This is a genomic window from Pseudomonas sp. (assembly GCF_030696055.1).
Lineage (GTDB): Bacteria > Pseudomonadota > Gammaproteobacteria > Pseudomonadales > Pseudomonadaceae > Aquipseudomonas.
The window spans coordinates 1-14,851 of record NZ_JAUYNP010000271.1 but is presented as its reverse complement, the minus strand read 5'-3'; the positions used below and the strand labels follow the sequence as shown (position 1 = coordinate 14,851).

The window sequence follows — 14,851 nt, the reverse complement described above, 5'->3', positions numbered from 1 at the left end:
AGCCTGCTCGACCAGGTCAACCAGCAGGTGCAGATGCGCGCGGTGCAGACCCTGGGCGCGCAGTATTCCCTGGATACCCGCCTCGCCCAGTTGGCCATACGCCAGCCGGTCAGCTGCGCGCCGGAGCTGGCCCTGCGTGAGGCGGTCAGGCTGATGCACGAGCAGCAGGTCGGCAGCATCGTCATAGTCGATCCGGCCAATAGACCCCTGGGCATCTTCACCCTGCGCGACCTGCGCCGGGTGGTGGCCGATGGAGGCGCCCTGGAGCAGCCCATCGCCCAGCTGATGACCCAAGCGCCCTTCCACCTGGCCCCGGACGCCAGCGCCTTCGACGCGGCCCTCGCCATGACCGAGCGGCATATCGCCCACGTCTGCCTGGTGGAAAACGAGCAACTGTGCGGAGTGATTTCCGAGCGCGACCTGTTCAGCCTGCAGCGTGTCGATCTGGTCCATCTGGCGCGCACCATCCGCCATGCCGGACGGCTGGAGACCCTGGCGGCGCTGCGCAGCGATATCCGTCAGCTGGTCGACAGCATGCTGGCCCACGGCGCCAGCTCGACCCAGATCACCCAGCTGATCACCTTGCTCAACGACCATACGGTCTGCCGGGTGATAGAGCTGACGCAGGAAGAGCTGGGCGACCCCGGCGTGCCCTTCACCTGGCTGAGCTTCGGCAGCGAGGCGCGCTGCGAGCAGACCCTGCACACCGACCAGGACAACGGCCTGCTGTTCGAGGCCCAGGATGCGAGCGAAGCGGCGGCCATCCGCGCGCGCCTGCTGCCGCTGGCGCAAAGGATCAACCAGCGCCTGGCGCAGTGCGGCTTTAGCTTGTGCAAGGGCAATATCATGGCCGGCAACCCCGAGCTGTGCCTGTCGCGCCAGGAATGGGCCAGGCGCTTCGGCCAGTTCGTGCACACCGCCAGCCCGGAAAATCTGCTGGCCTCCAGCATCTACTTCGACCTGCGTGCGGTCTGGGGCGAACCCCAGGGTTGCGAGCAACTGCGCCAGGGCCTGCTCGCCGAGGTGGCCGGCAATAGCCTGTTCCAGCGCCTGCTGGCGGAGAACGCCCTGCGCCAGCGTCCGCCGCTGGGGCTGTTGCGCGATTTCGTGGTGGCGCGCAAGGGCGCCGAGAAACACACCCTGGACCTCAAGGTGCAGGGCCTGACGCCCTTCGTCGATGGCGCGCGCCTGCTCGCCCTGGCCCATGGCATAGCCGCCTGCAACACCCAGCAGCGCCTGCGCGCGCTGAGCCAGCAGGGGGTGATAGATGCCCAGGACGGCGCGGCCTATGCGGAGGCCTACCACTATATTCAGCAGGCCCGTCTGCAACAGCACCAGCTGCAGGCGCGCAACGGCCAGCCCTATTCCAACCGTGTCGATCCCGACAGCCTCAACCACCTGGACCGGCGCATCCTGCGTGAATCCTTCCGCCAGGCGCAGCGCCTGCAGAGCAGCCTGGCCCTGAGGTATCAGCTATAAACGGCTTCAGCTGGTTTAACGGACGCGGCCCGGCCCTAAGCCAGAGCCAACTGCAGCGCCGCGCGCGCCTGACCGAGCCGGTGCCCCTGGACCAGCGCCCGTTAGGCCAGCAGCGCATGGTGGTGCTGGACCTGGAAACCAGCGGCCTGGATAGGCAGCGCGACCAAGTGCTGTCAATCGGCGCGCTGGCGATCGACAACGGCGCAATCGACCTCGGCCAGCAGTTCGAATGCACCCTGCAGCGTCTGGACCACCGAGCCAGCGCCAGCACCCTGATCCACGGCATAACCCCCAGCGCGATCGCCCGGGGCGTCGAGCCGGCCGAGGCGCTGCTGGGCTTTATGGAATTTCTCGGCGACAGCCCGCTGCTGGCCTTTCACGCCGGCTTCGATCAACGCATGCTGAGCCGCGCGCTCAAGCAGAGCCTGGGCTATCGCCTGCGCCATGGCTTTTTCGATGTCGCCGAGCTGGCGCCGCTGCTCTGCCCCCAGGCGCCTATCCGCAATGGCGGTCTGGATGACTGGACGCAGTATTTCGGCCTGCAGGCGCAGCAGCGCCACCACGCCAGCGCCGACGCTTTGGTCACCGCCGAGCTGGCGCTGATCCTGTTCAGCAAGGCGCGCCAGCAAGGGCTCGACAGCCTGCCGGCGCTGGAGCAGCGCCTGGCCGGCCAACGCCGCCGGCAGCAGGCCTATTCGCTGTAGGCACACCCCACTCAGGTAGGAGCCAGCTTGCTGGCGATGCTTGTGCTTGATCATGGATCGCCAGCAAGCTGGCTCCTACAGATCGCGCATCAACAGGCCGCACTCCAACCGCACTTCCGCCGGCGCGCTCGTAGGGCGGACATGCCGCAGGCTTGTCCGCCACTGTGGCGCAAACGGTGGACAAGGTTTCGCCATGTCCAGCCTACATAAAACTCCACTCCGTCCCATAGCTCGCGCAGCAGTCAGCTTCGCTCCTGCAGCAAAAGGCCAAACGCACTACGATCTTGGCCTAGAACGCCGCCGCGCTTAGGGCCTGTTCACGATCTCGCGAGCTAGAGATAAACGGTGGCGAAAACGGCCGAGAAACGCAGCGCAGCGAAGTAACAGCCGACGGCTGACCCGCAGGGTGAGCGCAGCGAATCAAGCGGAGTTTACTGGCTGTAAATGAGCATTACTCGTTTCACTCGCCCTTCGGGTCGCGCTGAAGCGCGTTAGTCGCAAGCGGCTTGCCGAGGTCGTTTAGCCGACGCGCAGCAGATCGTGAACGGGCTCTTACGACTAAGGTCGTCTGTCGCTCCTCCACGACGAGCCTAGAGTAGGTCTCACTACCCCAACGGCGGAGGACCACAATAATGCACGACGACATCTACCGGCGGATTCAAGCGAGTCCGCACTTCCAAGAACTGGTGTCCAAGCGCGAGCGGTTCGCCTGGATCCTCTCCGCCATCATGCTGGGCCTGTATGTGGCCTTTATCCTGCTGATCGCCTTCGTTCCCGAGTTGCTCGGTGCCCGCATCAACCCGGACTCGCCTGTCACCTGGGGCATCCCAATCGGCGTGGGGGTGATTCTTTCCGCCTTTGTGCTCACCGGCGTCTATGTCCAGCGCGCCAATGGCGAGTTCGACAGCATGAACCAGGCCATTCTCGACGAGGTGCAGAAATGATCGCACGACTCCTCACCGTCATCGGCCTGCTGGCCGTGGCCCCCGCCCTGTGGGCGGCCGGTGCCATCGAAGGCGAGGTACAGCGGCAGCCGTTGAACACCTCGGCCATCGTCATGTTCCTCGCCTTCGTCGGCGCCACGCTGTACATCACCTACTGGGCGTCCAAGCGCAACACCTCGACGTCCGACTTCTACACCGCCGGCGGCAGCATCACCGGCTTCCAGAACGGCCTGGCGATCGCCGGCGACTATATGTCGGCGGCCTCCTTCCTGGGCATTTCCGCCCTGGTGTTCAGCTCCGGCTATGACGGCCTGATCTACTCCATCGGCTTTCTGGTCGGCTGGCCGGTGATCCTGTTTCTGATCGCCGAACGCCTGCGCAACCTCGGCAAGTACACCTTCGCCGACGTGGCCTCCTACCGCCTCGGTCAGACCCAGATCCGCACCCTGTCGGCCAGCGGTTCGCTGGTTGTGGTGGCCTTCTACCTGATCGCGCAGATGGTCGGCGCCGGCAAGCTGATCCAGTTGCTGTTCGGCCTCGACTACCATATCGCGGTGATCCTGGTCGGCATCCTGATGGTGCTCTACGTGCTGTTCGGCGGCATGCTGGCGACCACCTGGGTACAGATCATCAAGGCCGTGCTGCTGCTCTCCGGTGCCTCCTTTATGGCGCTGATGGTGATGAAGCACGTCGACTTCGACTTCGCCCGCCTGTTCACCGAAGCCATCGCCGTGCACCCCAAAGGCGAGGCCATCATGAGCCCCGGCGGCCTGGTGAAAGACCCGATCTCGGCCATCTCCCTGGGCCTGGCGCTGATGTTCGGCACCGCCGGCCTGCCGCATATCCTGATGCGTTTCTTCACCGTCTCGGACGCCAAGGAAGCGCGCAAGTCGGTGTTCTACGCCACCGGCTTTATCGGCTACTTCTATATCCTGACCTTTATCATCGGCTTCGGCGCGATCCTGTTGGTCAGCACCAACCCGGCCTTCAAGGACGCCGCCGGCCTGCTGCTGGGTGGCAACAATATGGCGGCCATCCACCTGGCCAACGCGGTCGGCGGCAGCTGGTTCCTCGGCTTTATCTCGGCCGTGGCCTTCGCCACCATCCTCGCGGTGGTGTCCGGGCTGACCCTGGCCGGCGCCTCGGCGGTGTCCCACGACCTCTACGCCAGCGTGTTCAAGAAGGGCAAGGCCAACGAGAAGGATGAGCTGCGCGTCTCGAAGATCACCACCGTCTGCCTCGGCGTGCTGGCGATCTTCCTCGGCATCGCGTTCGAGAAGCAGAACATCGCCTTTATGGTCGGCCTGGCCTTCTCCATCGCCGCCAGCTGCAACTTCCCGGTGCTGTTCCTCAGCATGTACTGGAAGAACCTCAGCACCCGCGGCGCCATGATCGGCGGCTGGCTGGGCCTGATCACCGCGGTGACCCTGATGATCCTCGGCCCAACCGTGTGGGTGCAGGTGCTGGGCAACGCCGAAGCGATCTTCCCCTACGAATACCCGGCGCTGTTCTCCATGGCCGTGGCCTTCGTCGGTATCTGGTTCTTCTCGGTCACCGACAAGTCCGTCGCCGCCGGCGATGCCCGCGCCCGCTTTATCCCGCAGTTCGTCCGCTCGCAAACCGGCCTCGGCGCCAGCGGGGCAGCCGCCCATTAAGGAGAAGTCTCGGTGTGTTTGGGCAGCCCTTGGGCTGCCTTTTTTATGGACGAATGGTTTTTGCCGGGCGGTCAGAGGAGGGCTAGCCTCAATACAGTTTGCTGGGATGCAACTTGCAGGGCGGGAAGTCTGAATCTTCTCACTAACTTCCTTCCGGCAGATAGCCCGGCCCAGGTGGCGGATAACTTCTTTATTCGAGCACTGAGCAATTCAAAGCGGCATGTCAGTGCAGTTGGTGATGGCAGTGCTGGAATGTTATCCGCCACGCTCGTAAAGGCGTTATTACCCCACTTGGGGTTTATTTATAGTTAGGCATGTCTCTATATCTACAGCGGGTGTAAACATCCGGAGTGGAGGTAACCATGGACAAGCATCAAATCCTGACGGCTAGCTTGGGCATCTCACGACGAGTCTTCTTGCACAAGAGTGCAGTGATACTTGGGGGCGGACTTCTGGCTGGCCCTGCTTTTGCCTCCAAGCAAGGCTGTCGGCCCACCGAGTCCGATATCCTCGGTCCGTTCTATCGGTTCGGCGCGCCATTTCACGCCCGGCTGGCAGGCCCAGATGAGCCCGGTGACAGACTTATTCTGACCGGCACAGTGTTCAGTTCAGACTGCCGTACACCCCTCCCGGGGGCATTGATCGAGGTGTGGCAAGCGAATCACGTAGGCTTATACGACACCAACAAGCCAGGCAACTTCACCGAGGCCAGAGCCTTCCACTTGCGGGGGATGCTGTATACGAATGAAAAGGGGCAATACGAGATTGAGACGATTATGCCGGGCCGATACCCGGTCCCGCCAAATCTCCCGGGGCTTGAGAAATATGCGGGGCTGACGCGACCTGCGCACATTCACTTTCGGATCATGGAATCGCTGCACGTCCCGGTTACGACGCAGCTCTATTTCAAGGGCGACCCCTTCATTGCCAACGATCCGTGGGCCGGTCACAAGCCATCGTTGGCCATTGATTTAAAACAAGACGGCAAGCTACGCCGCGGTGTTTTTGACGTCGTACTCTTCAGGGGCTTATAGGGTCGAAAGGAGTCGGGTCGAAAGGGGTCGTAGTGATTTATTTTCAACTAAGGTGCCCTGCTAGATAAATCACCATGACCCTTTCGCTCCTCACGGAAGCTCGTGCGGCGGTCAGCGCGTCACCGTGCCCGAGGTGCAGCAGGCGTTGTCCGAAGGCTCCGGCACGCTGTCCTTGAGCCAGCAGCGGGCATGCTCGCCCTGGATGCCGGGGCGAACATAGGAGAACGCTATGCAGCGGGCTTCCCGCAGGCAGAGCGCCTGGCACTGCCCCGGATCGGCGTTCGACATTTCCTCGTAGCGATAATCGCCGCCATAGCGGTTGATGCCCTGTTCCAGCGGGCCGGCTAGCGCTGCACCGGACGGCGCCGTTGCATCGGCTGAGCCGCCGGTCTCGACGCCGGCCTGGCGCAATAAATCCCGGTAGTAGGCGATTTCCACGTCGCGCGAGCGCATGGTCCAGTTGCCATTGCAATCCAGCCAATGGTCCGGGTACTTGCGCGCGCCTTCCTCCAGGCATTCGAGCGTCGCGCGCCAGCCGGCGATCTGCTCCTGATCGACGCCAGGTTGTTCCGTAGCGCCGCCATTGTCCCCGGCGCCGGCTTGTTGTTGCTCCTGGTTCTGCTGTTTCTGCTCGGCCAATTTTTCGACCGCCGCGCGCAGGCGGTCGTGATAGACCGTGCGCGCATTGGCCAGCACTATCTGGGCGCGCTTAGCCTGCCAATAGGCGAGCATCTGCGGCCAGGCTTGGTTCCGCCTGGTGTCCACCTGCTCGCGCAATGTCGGCGACAGGCCGAGCGGGCCGCCTTGCAGGGTGTTCTTGTAGTAGGTGAACCAGAGCCGCTCCAGCTCGCGTTTCGATTTCACCTGTGCGCCGATCGTCTCGGCTGTGATAGGCGGCGAGCGCCGGGCGAGAAAATCGCCGAAAAACGATTGCTGAGCGAATAGCTGATCGATATTGCCGAGAAAAACATCCGGGCCGTCGGAGCTGCCGAAGATGGTCTGGTACAGCGCCACGTCGCGTCCGGACTCATAAACCTCGTTCAAGGCGATCTCGATGGCGGCGGCGGTTCCGCCGACGATCAGCTTGCCGCCCTTGATGGCGAAACCGAGTTCCGGAAAGGTGACGTTGATACTGCCTTCGAGGAGTTTCAGGAAAGCCGCGTCGGCCGCTTCGTCGTCGATGGTTTCCGGCTTGTCGGCCGTGGTCGCATAGCTCACCACGGGATCGAGCGCGAGATCGTCAACCGCGTCGACGACGCCGCCCACGGCCCCCAGGGATTGGAAGATCACGTCCTTGATGAGATCCGTCGCACTGTCCTCGGCGGTTTCGCCAGGCGAGGCGGCGAGCGCCAAGGCCGCCCAGCTGCCTGCGAGCAGCAGCAGGGCAAAGCGGCGGCAGAGAGAGGAGCAGGCAATTCCCATGGCAGCACCCGAACAAACGCTGGACTGCAAAAGCCTAGGCAAGATGGCCGGGTTTCGCGAGCGGCAGGGAAAAGGGCTACTGATTGATGACCTGTTGGGCTTCGCGCAGCTCAGCCCAACCTAGGATCCGCGCCTATGCCGATGCTGCAGATGCCTGGCGCGCGCCGCGTCGCCATGCTCGAATAGCGCCCAGATCAAGATCAAGACCATCCGTCCATGCACTCAGGAGCCCAGCATGTCCAGCCCCAGCATGACCCTGTTTTACTCCGCCACCTCGCCCTTCGTGCGCAAGGTGATGCTGCTGTTGCACGAGACCGGCCAGCTGGGCCGCGTGCGCCTGGAGGAGGTGCAACTCAGCCCCACCAGTCCCAACAGCGTGGTGCTTAGCCACAATCCCGCCGGCAAGATTCCCGCCCTGCGCCTGGCCGACGGCAGCGTGCTGCACGACAGCCGGGTGATACTCGACTACCTCGACCAGCAGCATGTCGGCGAACCGCTGATTCCCCGGCATGGCCCGGCGCGCTGGCGGCGCCTGACCCTGGCCTCGCTGGCCGACGCCATACTGGATGCCGCGGTGCTGATCCGCTACGAAACCTTTCTGCGCCCCGAAGAGAAGCGCTGGGAGCCATGGCAGGCCGCACAGCAGGAGAAGATCGAACGCGCCCTGCAGCAGTTCGAAAGCGAGGCCATAGCCGAACTGGCCAGCCACTTCGATATCGCCGCCATCGGCCTGGCCAGCGCCCTGGGTTATCTGGACCTGCGCCAACCCGAACTGAACTGGCGCCAGCGCTACCCACAGCTGGCCGGCTGGTATGCCGAGGTCTGCCAGTTGCCGTCGATGCTGGCCACCCAGCCGCCGGCTTAAGCCCAGCGGCAGGCTATTTACAGGCTGCAGCCATTCTTCGTAGGAGCCAGCTTGCTGGCGATCCGGCCACGCAAACAAAGCATCGCCAGCAAGCTGGCTCCTACAGAGAGTGCGACTTGCCAGCTTCTACCACCGTTTTGCGCGGCGCCTGCCCAGCTCCGCGAGCCGGGGCAAACAGCCGGGCAATCCGCCGCGCCAGCAGATGCCCGGCGCGCGCTTCCTCGCGCAAGCCCACATGCCCGCTCATCGCCAGTACCACAGGCGAAAGAAACCGCCCGCCAGCAGCAGGCCGATCTGCCCCAGGCCCGCACACAGGCTGAGAAAGGATTGCAGCGAGCTGTTCTGCGTGGCGTCCGCCAGGCCGGTCAGTTCATGCCAGAAGGCCTCCGGCAGCAGGCTCAGGCTCAGCAGCGCCAGCGGCTTGCCGGTCAGCAGCAGGCCATCGATCCAATTAAATTGGCCGCAGAACATCAGGCCGAGCAACAGCAGTAGCGCGACCGCCAGGCCCAGGGCGCAACAGGCGGAAAACTGTACAAATAAACGCATCATATTTGGCTCCTCAAACGAGCGCGACCAGGGCCGCGCCCCTAGTGGTCAAAGGCTGCTGACAGGGCTGCCAGCGCCGTTCTTACCCACGCCGTACCAGTCCAGCTTGCGGGTCAGCACCATCACGCAACCGAGCACACCGAACACCAGCACGGAGCCCATCAGCAGGGCGTAGTCCTCGGCGCTCAACAGGGCGAACAGCAGGCCGTAGAGCGCCGCCAGCAATACCCCGAAGGCGCTGCCGCGCAGCCAGCTGTGCAATACGTGGCTGACGTAGAAGCCGATCAACGATACGCAGGCAGCCGCCGAGATGGCGTAGGCCTTGGCGAAGCTCAGGTGCTCGGACAGCGACAACAGCAGCAGGTAGAACAGCGCCAGCGACATGCCGACCAGGGCGTACTGAACCGGATGCACCGCCATGCGCTTGAGCACTTCGAAGAGGAAGAACACCGCGAAGGTCAGGCCGATAAACAGCAGGGCGTATTTGATCGCCCGCTCGGTTTTCAGGTACTGATCCACAGGGTCGACAAAGCTCACGCCGAAGTGGCGCGCCGCCAGGCCATCGCAGCTCTCCTTATGCACGCAGTCGTGCAGCGCTTCTTCCAGGTTGGTGGCGAAGAAGCTGGTCTGCCACTGCGCCTTAAAGCCTGCCGCACTCACTTCACGGCTGCTCGGCAGGTACTCGCCGACAAAGCTCGGATGCGGCCAGGCGGAACTCAGTTCGACTCGGCTGTCGCGGCCCACCGGGGTCACGCTCAGCTGCTCGGTGCCTTGCAGCTTGAGGTCGAAGGCGAACTCCAGGACCTGCCCGCCCTGGCTATCCAGCGCCGGCAAAGGCGCATGCACACCGGCGCCGAAATGCTCATCGCCGCTGCCCGGGGCAAAGCTCAGGGTGGTGCCATTCAGGCGCAGTTGCAGGTCATTGCTGATGCCGCGGATATCGCTGATGCCCACCGCCAGAAAGGGCGTAGTGAAGTGGTACAGGCCCAGGTCATCGCCCAAGCCCAGGCGCGCCGGCAGCTTGAAGGCGCCGCTGACCTGGTTATCGCTGCGGTACAGCAACGCCTTGTAGATGCCCCGCGCGCGCTCCTCGGTGCCGACCTGGCCATTGAGCACAAAACGCTCCGGCAGAAAATACAGGCGCCCGCTGTACTGCTGCTCTTCCAGATAACGCACGCCGGTCTTGGCGTGGGTTTTCCACTCCTGCCAGACCTTGGTGTAGGGCATGACCAGCACCGGCCCGGTGATCTGCTGGCGATAGCTGGAACTACGCGCAATATCCTGCAGCACCGCCTCGCGCTGGTACTGCCGCTCCCCCACCAAGCCGCCGATCATCGACAGCGGAATCAGCAATAACAGAATCAACAAGGCGATAGCGCCCAACTTAAAACCCAGGATGCGGCTCATGGTGCAACTCTCCGATGCGATTAAGGTAGGCAGAGTCTGGGCGGGCTAAGTGGTGGTTTTATGGAGGGACGGTGGAGAATTGATGGAGAAGCGATGCAGACTGGGATAGGCAAATGGACAGTAGGTAGGGAAGTGCGTAGCGTCAGCTGAGTGCCTCACGGTGGTTTCCCCGGCCTGAACGATGTGAAATTTTATGCATCGCGCAAGACTGCGTAAAAAAGACAGCAGACAATCATCAAAATTAGCTGCAAAACAGAAAACCACCTAATTACCCACAACATAAAATCCAAACACACTCACACAGAGCAAAGGACAAGCCAATGGAAAAGAAGTACCAAGTATTCATTAGCTCCACATATGAAGACCTAAAAGAAGAGCGCAACCAAGCTATAAAAGCCGTACTAGAGATGGGGCACATACCTGTAGGCATGGAAATGTTTAGCGCTGCAGACGAAGAACAATGGAAGCTAATAGCCAGGCAAATTGAGGCCACTGACTATTACGTAATAATTATTGGACATCGCTATGGTTCAGAAACCCCCGAGGGTATTAGCTACACAGAGAAGGAGTATGATTTTGCTAAATCATGTGGCGTACCAACTCTTGGATTTGTTATAGACGAAAAGGCCTCATGGCCTGCAGATAGAATAGACAAGGACAGTAAGAAAAAGAAGAAACTCGACGGCCTTAAAAGCAAGGTCACATCGAAGCCAGTACAATTTTGGAATGGCAAAGAAGATTTACATGGAAAAATATCCATCTCCTTAATAAAAGCCATGAATACAAATCCTAGAACAAGATGGTCAAGAACAGATGACGCTGTAGGCACGAACGTCACCAAAGAATTAACTAGACTAAGCGCCGAAAACTCCAAACTTCGAGATGAAAATAGAAAATTAATTAACAAACAGGCAGAAGCTGTTGACGAAGTAAGGGAAGCCGTCAATATTTTAAATGAAAATTCAAGGACGCTTACTATTAGATCAGTGGCTTCATTTGACAGTGCAACATCACATACTCGTACATTATTACAATTATTTTTAGCCGCGGCACCAAACCTAATATTGGAAAACACAACTGAAGGCATAGCTGAAAATATTGCTTATTCAATTGTAAGCACTAAGTACCATAATTTCTGGCCTTTTGGAAAAGTAAACACCGAACACCTGATCGCGGATTTTTCCGCTTTAGACCTAGTAGAGCCATCAAAGAAAAAGCATGCAGTCAGTGATAAAAGCTCATACTGGTCACTAACAACAATAGGAAAGCAAGTACAAAAGAGATCTAGAAGAATCCAGCTGGAAGAAGGTATCAACACATCTGAAGATAGTCTGGATGATGATATTGCATAACAAGAAAATCAACTTCGCACCTACAGTACCGGAGACTCAAAAAAGAGCGAGTTTTAGGGGACATCCCGCGACTCCTCTAGGGTCGCCTATCGCCCGGCATTCGATGCCCGGCACTGACACAACAACGGAGGTTGGAAAAGCCTTATGGCTAACTATTGTGCGGAAGTTATCTGGCAGCGCGGCGAGCAGGATTTTCTCGGCAACAGCTATAGCCGCAAGCATCTGCTGCGCTTCGATGGCGGTCTGGAGATTCCCGGCTCATCCTCGCCCCATGTGGTGCCTGTGCCCCTGTCGGATGCCGCGGCGGTCGATCCCGAAGAGGCCTTTATCGCCTCCCTCGCCAGCTGCCATATGCTCTGGTTTCTCTCCATCGCGGCTGACAAGCAATTCTGCGTCGACAGCTACCAGGACGCCGCCATTGGCGTGATGCAGAAAAACGGCGCCGGCAAGCTGTATATCGCGCGGGTCACCCTAAGACCTGCGGTCGAGTTCTCCGGCGCGCGCCAGCCGACCCAGGAGCAGATCGAGCAGATGCACCACCAGGCCCACGAGGAATGCTTTATCGCCAACTCGGTTAAATCCGAAGTGCGCTGCGAGCCGCGCATCCCGGGCTAAGGGCGCAGAGGCTGGAGCCATAAAACGTATCGCAACCAAGGACGGCACCATGAAAAAGTTCGCATTTCCCCTGATCACCCTGATTGGATTTTCCGCTTACACCGCTTACGTGATGCTACAGGCCGAGCAGTCCCTGCTGCAGTTCGGCCTGCAATTGCTGTCGCGCCCGGATACGGCGCAGGTGGTGATGGATCTGTATATCCTGGCGGCCCTGGCCTGTGTGTGGATGTACAGGGACGCCAAGGCGCGGGGCAAATCCTGGGTTTATCTGCTGCCATTTTTGCTGCTGACTGCCCTCTTCGTCTCGGTCGGGCCGCTGCTCTATCTGGTGGTCAAGGCCCTGGGCCAAGACGCGCCAACCACCCTCACGCCATCGGCCAAATCCCTGGGAGAGCCCTTATGAGTAGCGCCAGCCTCCTCACCTCGCTGCTGCAGTACAAAGCCTGGGCCAACCAGGAGCTATTTGCCGAGTTGCGGCGGCTCGATCCGGCAAGCCAGCAGGCCGAGCTGCACGCTGCCCTGCGCATCCTCAATCATATTTATGTGGTCGAGCGCATCTTTGTCGCCAATTTGCAGGGCCTGCCGCACGGTTATAGCGCCACCAATACCCCCGAGACGCCGAGCCTGGATGCGCTGCAGCAGGCGGTGCAGACCACCGATCGCTGGTATCTGGACTATATGGTGGGGTTAACTGCCGAGCAGCTGAGTGAGCGGATTGCCTTTAGCTTTGTCGACGGCGATGCGGGCCGCATGAGCCGCGAAGAGATGCTGGCGCATATAGTCACCCACGGCGGTTACCACCGCGGCGCGGTGGGGCGAATTATGGCGCAGCTGTCACTGGCGCCGCCGCGGGATATCTATACGCGCTTTCTGCATCAGGCCGAGCCGGAGCGCCGCCAAGCGGCGCTCTGACAGCCCAGCTGTTACTCACCGCGAATATACTGCTCCAGCTGCTGGATCAGGCTGGCCTGCTCGGCGATGGTGTGCTTGACCAGATCGCCGATCGACAGCAGGCCGATCAGCTCGCCCTCGGCCAGCACCGGCAGATGGCGCAGGTGGCGGTCGGTCATCAGCTGCATGCAGAACTGCGAGGTGTCCCGCGGCCCGACCGTGATTACATCGGCGGTCATGATCTCGCTGATCTTGGCGCTAAAGGCCGAGCGCTGCAGCAGCTCGACCTTGCGCGCGTAGTCGCGCTCGCTGACGATCCCCACCAGGCGGCCCTTCTCCAACACCACCAACGCACCTATGCCCTTCTCGGCCAGCAGCTTGACCGCCTCGAGCACCGTGGTATCGGGGCTCACGCTATAGACGGCGGCATGCGGCTTGGCTCTGAGTATCTCGGCGACTGTTTTCATGCACTGGCTCCCGGTCTGATTTTCTAGCGATTGAGAATAGCCCGCTGGTCGGCTGTATGAAGGATAGTAGCCAACCGGATAAGGGGATCAGAGCACCTGGGCGACTTCGACGCAACTACCGCCGCCACTGCTGCGCCAGCAGGTCTTCACTAATAGGCTTCACGGCATAACCTGCCAATGGCCGCCCTTGGCCGGGCCGATGCGCCGCAAGCGCCCTTGCTCACGCAGCTTGGCAAGCTGTTTTTCCAACGCCCGCGAGCTGATGCCCAGACGCTCGGCCAGCACCCTGGCCGGCAGCTGCGGCTCGGTACGCAGCAGCGCGAGAATCTTCTCCGAACTTTCCTCCGAACCTTTCTCCGAACCCATCACCTGGGTTTCAGCCATGGCATCGAGCAAGGCCTGCAGTCCCGTAGCCCGGATGCAATCCGGGAGCGCTTGGAGGCAGGCGCAGGGCTCCCCCCGGATTTCATCCGGGCTACGGACGCCGCGCACCTCAGGCGCGGCTGACGATCAGGCGCACCAGCACGCCGCCGTCGCCATTGCCGATATGCAACTCACCGCCATGCAACTCGGCCACCTCCTGCACGAAGTTCAGCCCCAGGCCGGTGCTCTTACGCCCACTGCCGGGGCGCGGTAGGGAGTAGAAGCGCTCGCACAGGCGCGCCAGGGCGTAGTCGGGAATCGGCTCGGCCTGGTTAAACAGCTGTAGTTCGATCTGCGCACCCGTCACCTCGGCGCTAAAGCGCAGCAGCCCACCCGCCGGGGTAAAGTCGAGGGCGTTGTCCAGCAGATTGGCCAGGGCCTGGTGCAGCAGAAAGCGCTCGCCACGCACGGCTAGCTGCGGGGCTATCAGGTTTTCCACCCGCAGGCCCGCCGCCTCGATACGCGCCATTTGCGCCTGCAAAAGCGCCTCGACCAACGCCCGCAACGGCACCGCCACCTGTTCTTCCAGGCCCTGGCGCTGTTCGACCTGGGCCAGGTGCAGCAGGCGCTCGATCAGCTGCTGCAGGCGCGCGCTTTCCTGCTCGATATTGGCCACGAAGCGCTGACGTTGCGCGGTCGGCATCTCGCCGTCGAGCAGTTCCGCCGCGCCGCGGATGGCCGCCAGCGGGCTTTTCAGTTCGTGGGTCAATGTATGCACATAGCGCTCGACATAGGCCTTGCCTTCCAGCTCGGTGCGCATGCGTTCGACGGCCGCGGCCAGCTGCCCCAGCTCGCCGCCGCGCAGACTGGGCAACTCGGCGCGCTGGCCGGCGCTGACCGCCTGGGCATAACGGGTCAACTTGCGCAGCGCGGCGCTGAGCCACCAGGACAGCAGCGCGCCGATCAGCAGGCCCAGCACTATCAGGCCGCCGCCGAGCCAGGCCACGAACCGCCGCCGCTGATCGCCGACCGGCCGTCGATCGCCGTGCTGCCGTTCGAGAACATGTCGGAAGACCACGGGCTCGAGCTGATCGTCAACGGGCTTGC

17 protein-coding genes are annotated in these 14,851 nt (G+C 61.6%); 11 read left to right on the top strand and 6 right to left on the bottom strand.

The window, feature by feature from the left end; all coding sequences use genetic code 11:
- The 5 genes from Q8Q83_RS16200 to Q8Q83_RS16180 all read left to right on the top strand — a co-directional run.
- On the top strand, window positions 1-1,479 hold a 1,479-nt coding region (locus Q8Q83_RS16200), incomplete at its 5' end, for a putative nucleotidyltransferase substrate binding domain-containing protein (RefSeq protein WP_305625155.1).
- Window positions 1,476-2,183 carry a PolC-type DNA polymerase III gene (locus Q8Q83_RS16195; RefSeq protein WP_305625157.1) on the top strand — a complete coding sequence of 236 codons (708 nt, stop codon included), beginning with the start codon at window positions 1,476-1,478 and terminating at the stop codon, window positions 2,181-2,183. The genes Q8Q83_RS16200 and Q8Q83_RS16195, both read left to right, overlap by 4 nt.
- Before the next feature lie 632 nt (window positions 2,184-2,815).
- A complete protein-coding gene (locus tag Q8Q83_RS16190; protein WP_305625154.1) occupies window positions 2,816-3,127 on the top strand; it encodes a DUF485 domain-containing protein in 312 nt (103 codons plus the stop codon).
- On the top strand, window positions 3,124-4,782 hold the full coding sequence (locus Q8Q83_RS16185) for a cation acetate symporter (RefSeq protein ID WP_305625153.1): 1,659 nt from the start codon (window positions 3,124-3,126) through the stop codon (window positions 4,780-4,782). The genes Q8Q83_RS16190 and Q8Q83_RS16185 overlap by 4 nt, the downstream gene beginning before the upstream one ends.
- A gap of 362 nt (window positions 4,783-5,144) precedes the next feature.
- Window positions 5,145-5,816 (top strand): twin-arginine translocation pathway signal protein, encoded by a 672-nt coding sequence (locus Q8Q83_RS16180; protein ID WP_305625152.1) that lies wholly within the window; start codon window positions 5,145-5,147, stop codon window positions 5,814-5,816.
- A 111-nt stretch (window positions 5,817-5,927) separates the two neighbouring features.
- On the opposite strand, the gene Q8Q83_RS16175 is transcribed toward Q8Q83_RS16180, so the two are convergent.
- Window positions 5,928-7,238: a PAN domain-containing protein gene (locus Q8Q83_RS16175; RefSeq protein ID WP_305625151.1), complete on the bottom strand. Its 1,311-nt coding sequence runs from the start codon at window positions 7,236-7,238 to the stop codon at window positions 5,928-5,930.
- Between Q8Q83_RS16175 and Q8Q83_RS16170 the strand changes: the two genes are divergently transcribed.
- Window positions 7,237-7,362: a hypothetical protein gene (locus Q8Q83_RS16170; RefSeq protein WP_305625150.1), complete on the top strand. Its 126-nt coding sequence runs from the start codon at window positions 7,237-7,239 to the stop codon at window positions 7,360-7,362. The genes Q8Q83_RS16175 and Q8Q83_RS16170 overlap by 2 nt on opposite strands.
- 111 nt (window positions 7,363-7,473) lie before the next feature.
- The gene (locus Q8Q83_RS16165; protein ID WP_305625149.1) at window positions 7,474-8,103 is read left to right on the top strand and encodes a glutathione S-transferase; all 630 of its coding nucleotides are present in this window, start codon (window positions 7,474-7,476) and stop codon (window positions 8,101-8,103) included.
- A 243-nt stretch (window positions 8,104-8,346) separates the two neighbouring features.
- On the opposite strand, the gene Q8Q83_RS16160 is transcribed toward Q8Q83_RS16165, so the two are convergent.
- Both Q8Q83_RS16160 and creD read right to left on the bottom strand, forming a co-directional pair.
- Complete coding sequence (locus tag Q8Q83_RS16160; protein WP_371132423.1) at window positions 8,347-8,652, bottom strand: hypothetical protein; 306 nt, start codon at window positions 8,650-8,652, stop codon at window positions 8,347-8,349.
- 45 nt (window positions 8,653-8,697) lie between these two features.
- Window positions 8,698-10,056: a cell envelope integrity protein CreD gene (gene creD, locus Q8Q83_RS16155; protein ID WP_305625148.1), complete on the bottom strand. Its 1,359-nt coding sequence runs from the start codon at window positions 10,054-10,056 to the stop codon at window positions 8,698-8,700.
- 320 nt (window positions 10,057-10,376) lie between these two features.
- On the opposite strand from creD, the gene Q8Q83_RS16150 reads away from it, so the two are divergent.
- From Q8Q83_RS16150 to Q8Q83_RS16135, 4 genes are all read left to right on the top strand, one after another.
- Entirely contained in the window at window positions 10,377-11,408 is a 1,032-nt protein-coding gene (locus Q8Q83_RS16150; protein ID WP_305625147.1) for a DUF4062 domain-containing protein, read from the top strand.
- Window positions 11,409-11,552: 144 nt separating this feature from the next.
- Window positions 11,553-12,023: an OsmC family protein gene (locus Q8Q83_RS16145; protein ID WP_305625146.1), complete on the top strand. Its 471-nt coding sequence runs from the start codon at window positions 11,553-11,555 to the stop codon at window positions 12,021-12,023.
- A 49-nt stretch (window positions 12,024-12,072) separates the two neighbouring features.
- Window positions 12,073-12,426, top strand: a complete 354-nt coding sequence (locus tag Q8Q83_RS16140; protein WP_305625145.1) for a DUF2834 domain-containing protein — start codon at window positions 12,073-12,075, stop codon at window positions 12,424-12,426.
- The gene (locus tag Q8Q83_RS16135; protein ID WP_305625144.1) at window positions 12,423-12,935 is read left to right on the top strand and encodes a DinB family protein; all 513 of its coding nucleotides are present in this window, start codon (window positions 12,423-12,425) and stop codon (window positions 12,933-12,935) included. Before Q8Q83_RS16140 ends, Q8Q83_RS16135 begins: the two co-directional genes overlap by 4 nt.
- Before the next feature lie 11 nt (window positions 12,936-12,946).
- Here the strand turns inward: Q8Q83_RS16135 and Q8Q83_RS16130 are convergent, their stop codons facing one another.
- The 3 genes from Q8Q83_RS16130 to creC all read right to left on the bottom strand — a co-directional run.
- On the bottom strand, window positions 12,947-13,381 hold the full coding sequence (locus tag Q8Q83_RS16130; protein ID WP_305625143.1) for a CBS domain-containing protein: 435 nt from the start codon (window positions 13,379-13,381) through the stop codon (window positions 12,947-12,949).
- A 159-nt stretch (window positions 13,382-13,540) separates the two neighbouring features.
- The gene (locus Q8Q83_RS16125; RefSeq protein WP_305625142.1) at window positions 13,541-13,765 is read right to left on the bottom strand and encodes an HTH domain-containing protein; all 225 of its coding nucleotides are present in this window, start codon (window positions 13,763-13,765) and stop codon (window positions 13,541-13,543) included.
- Between the two features lie 109 nt (window positions 13,766-13,874).
- A partial coding sequence (creC, locus tag Q8Q83_RS16120; RefSeq protein WP_305625141.1) for a two-component system sensor histidine kinase CreC occupies window positions 13,875-14,851 on the bottom strand: 977 nt, incomplete at its 5' end.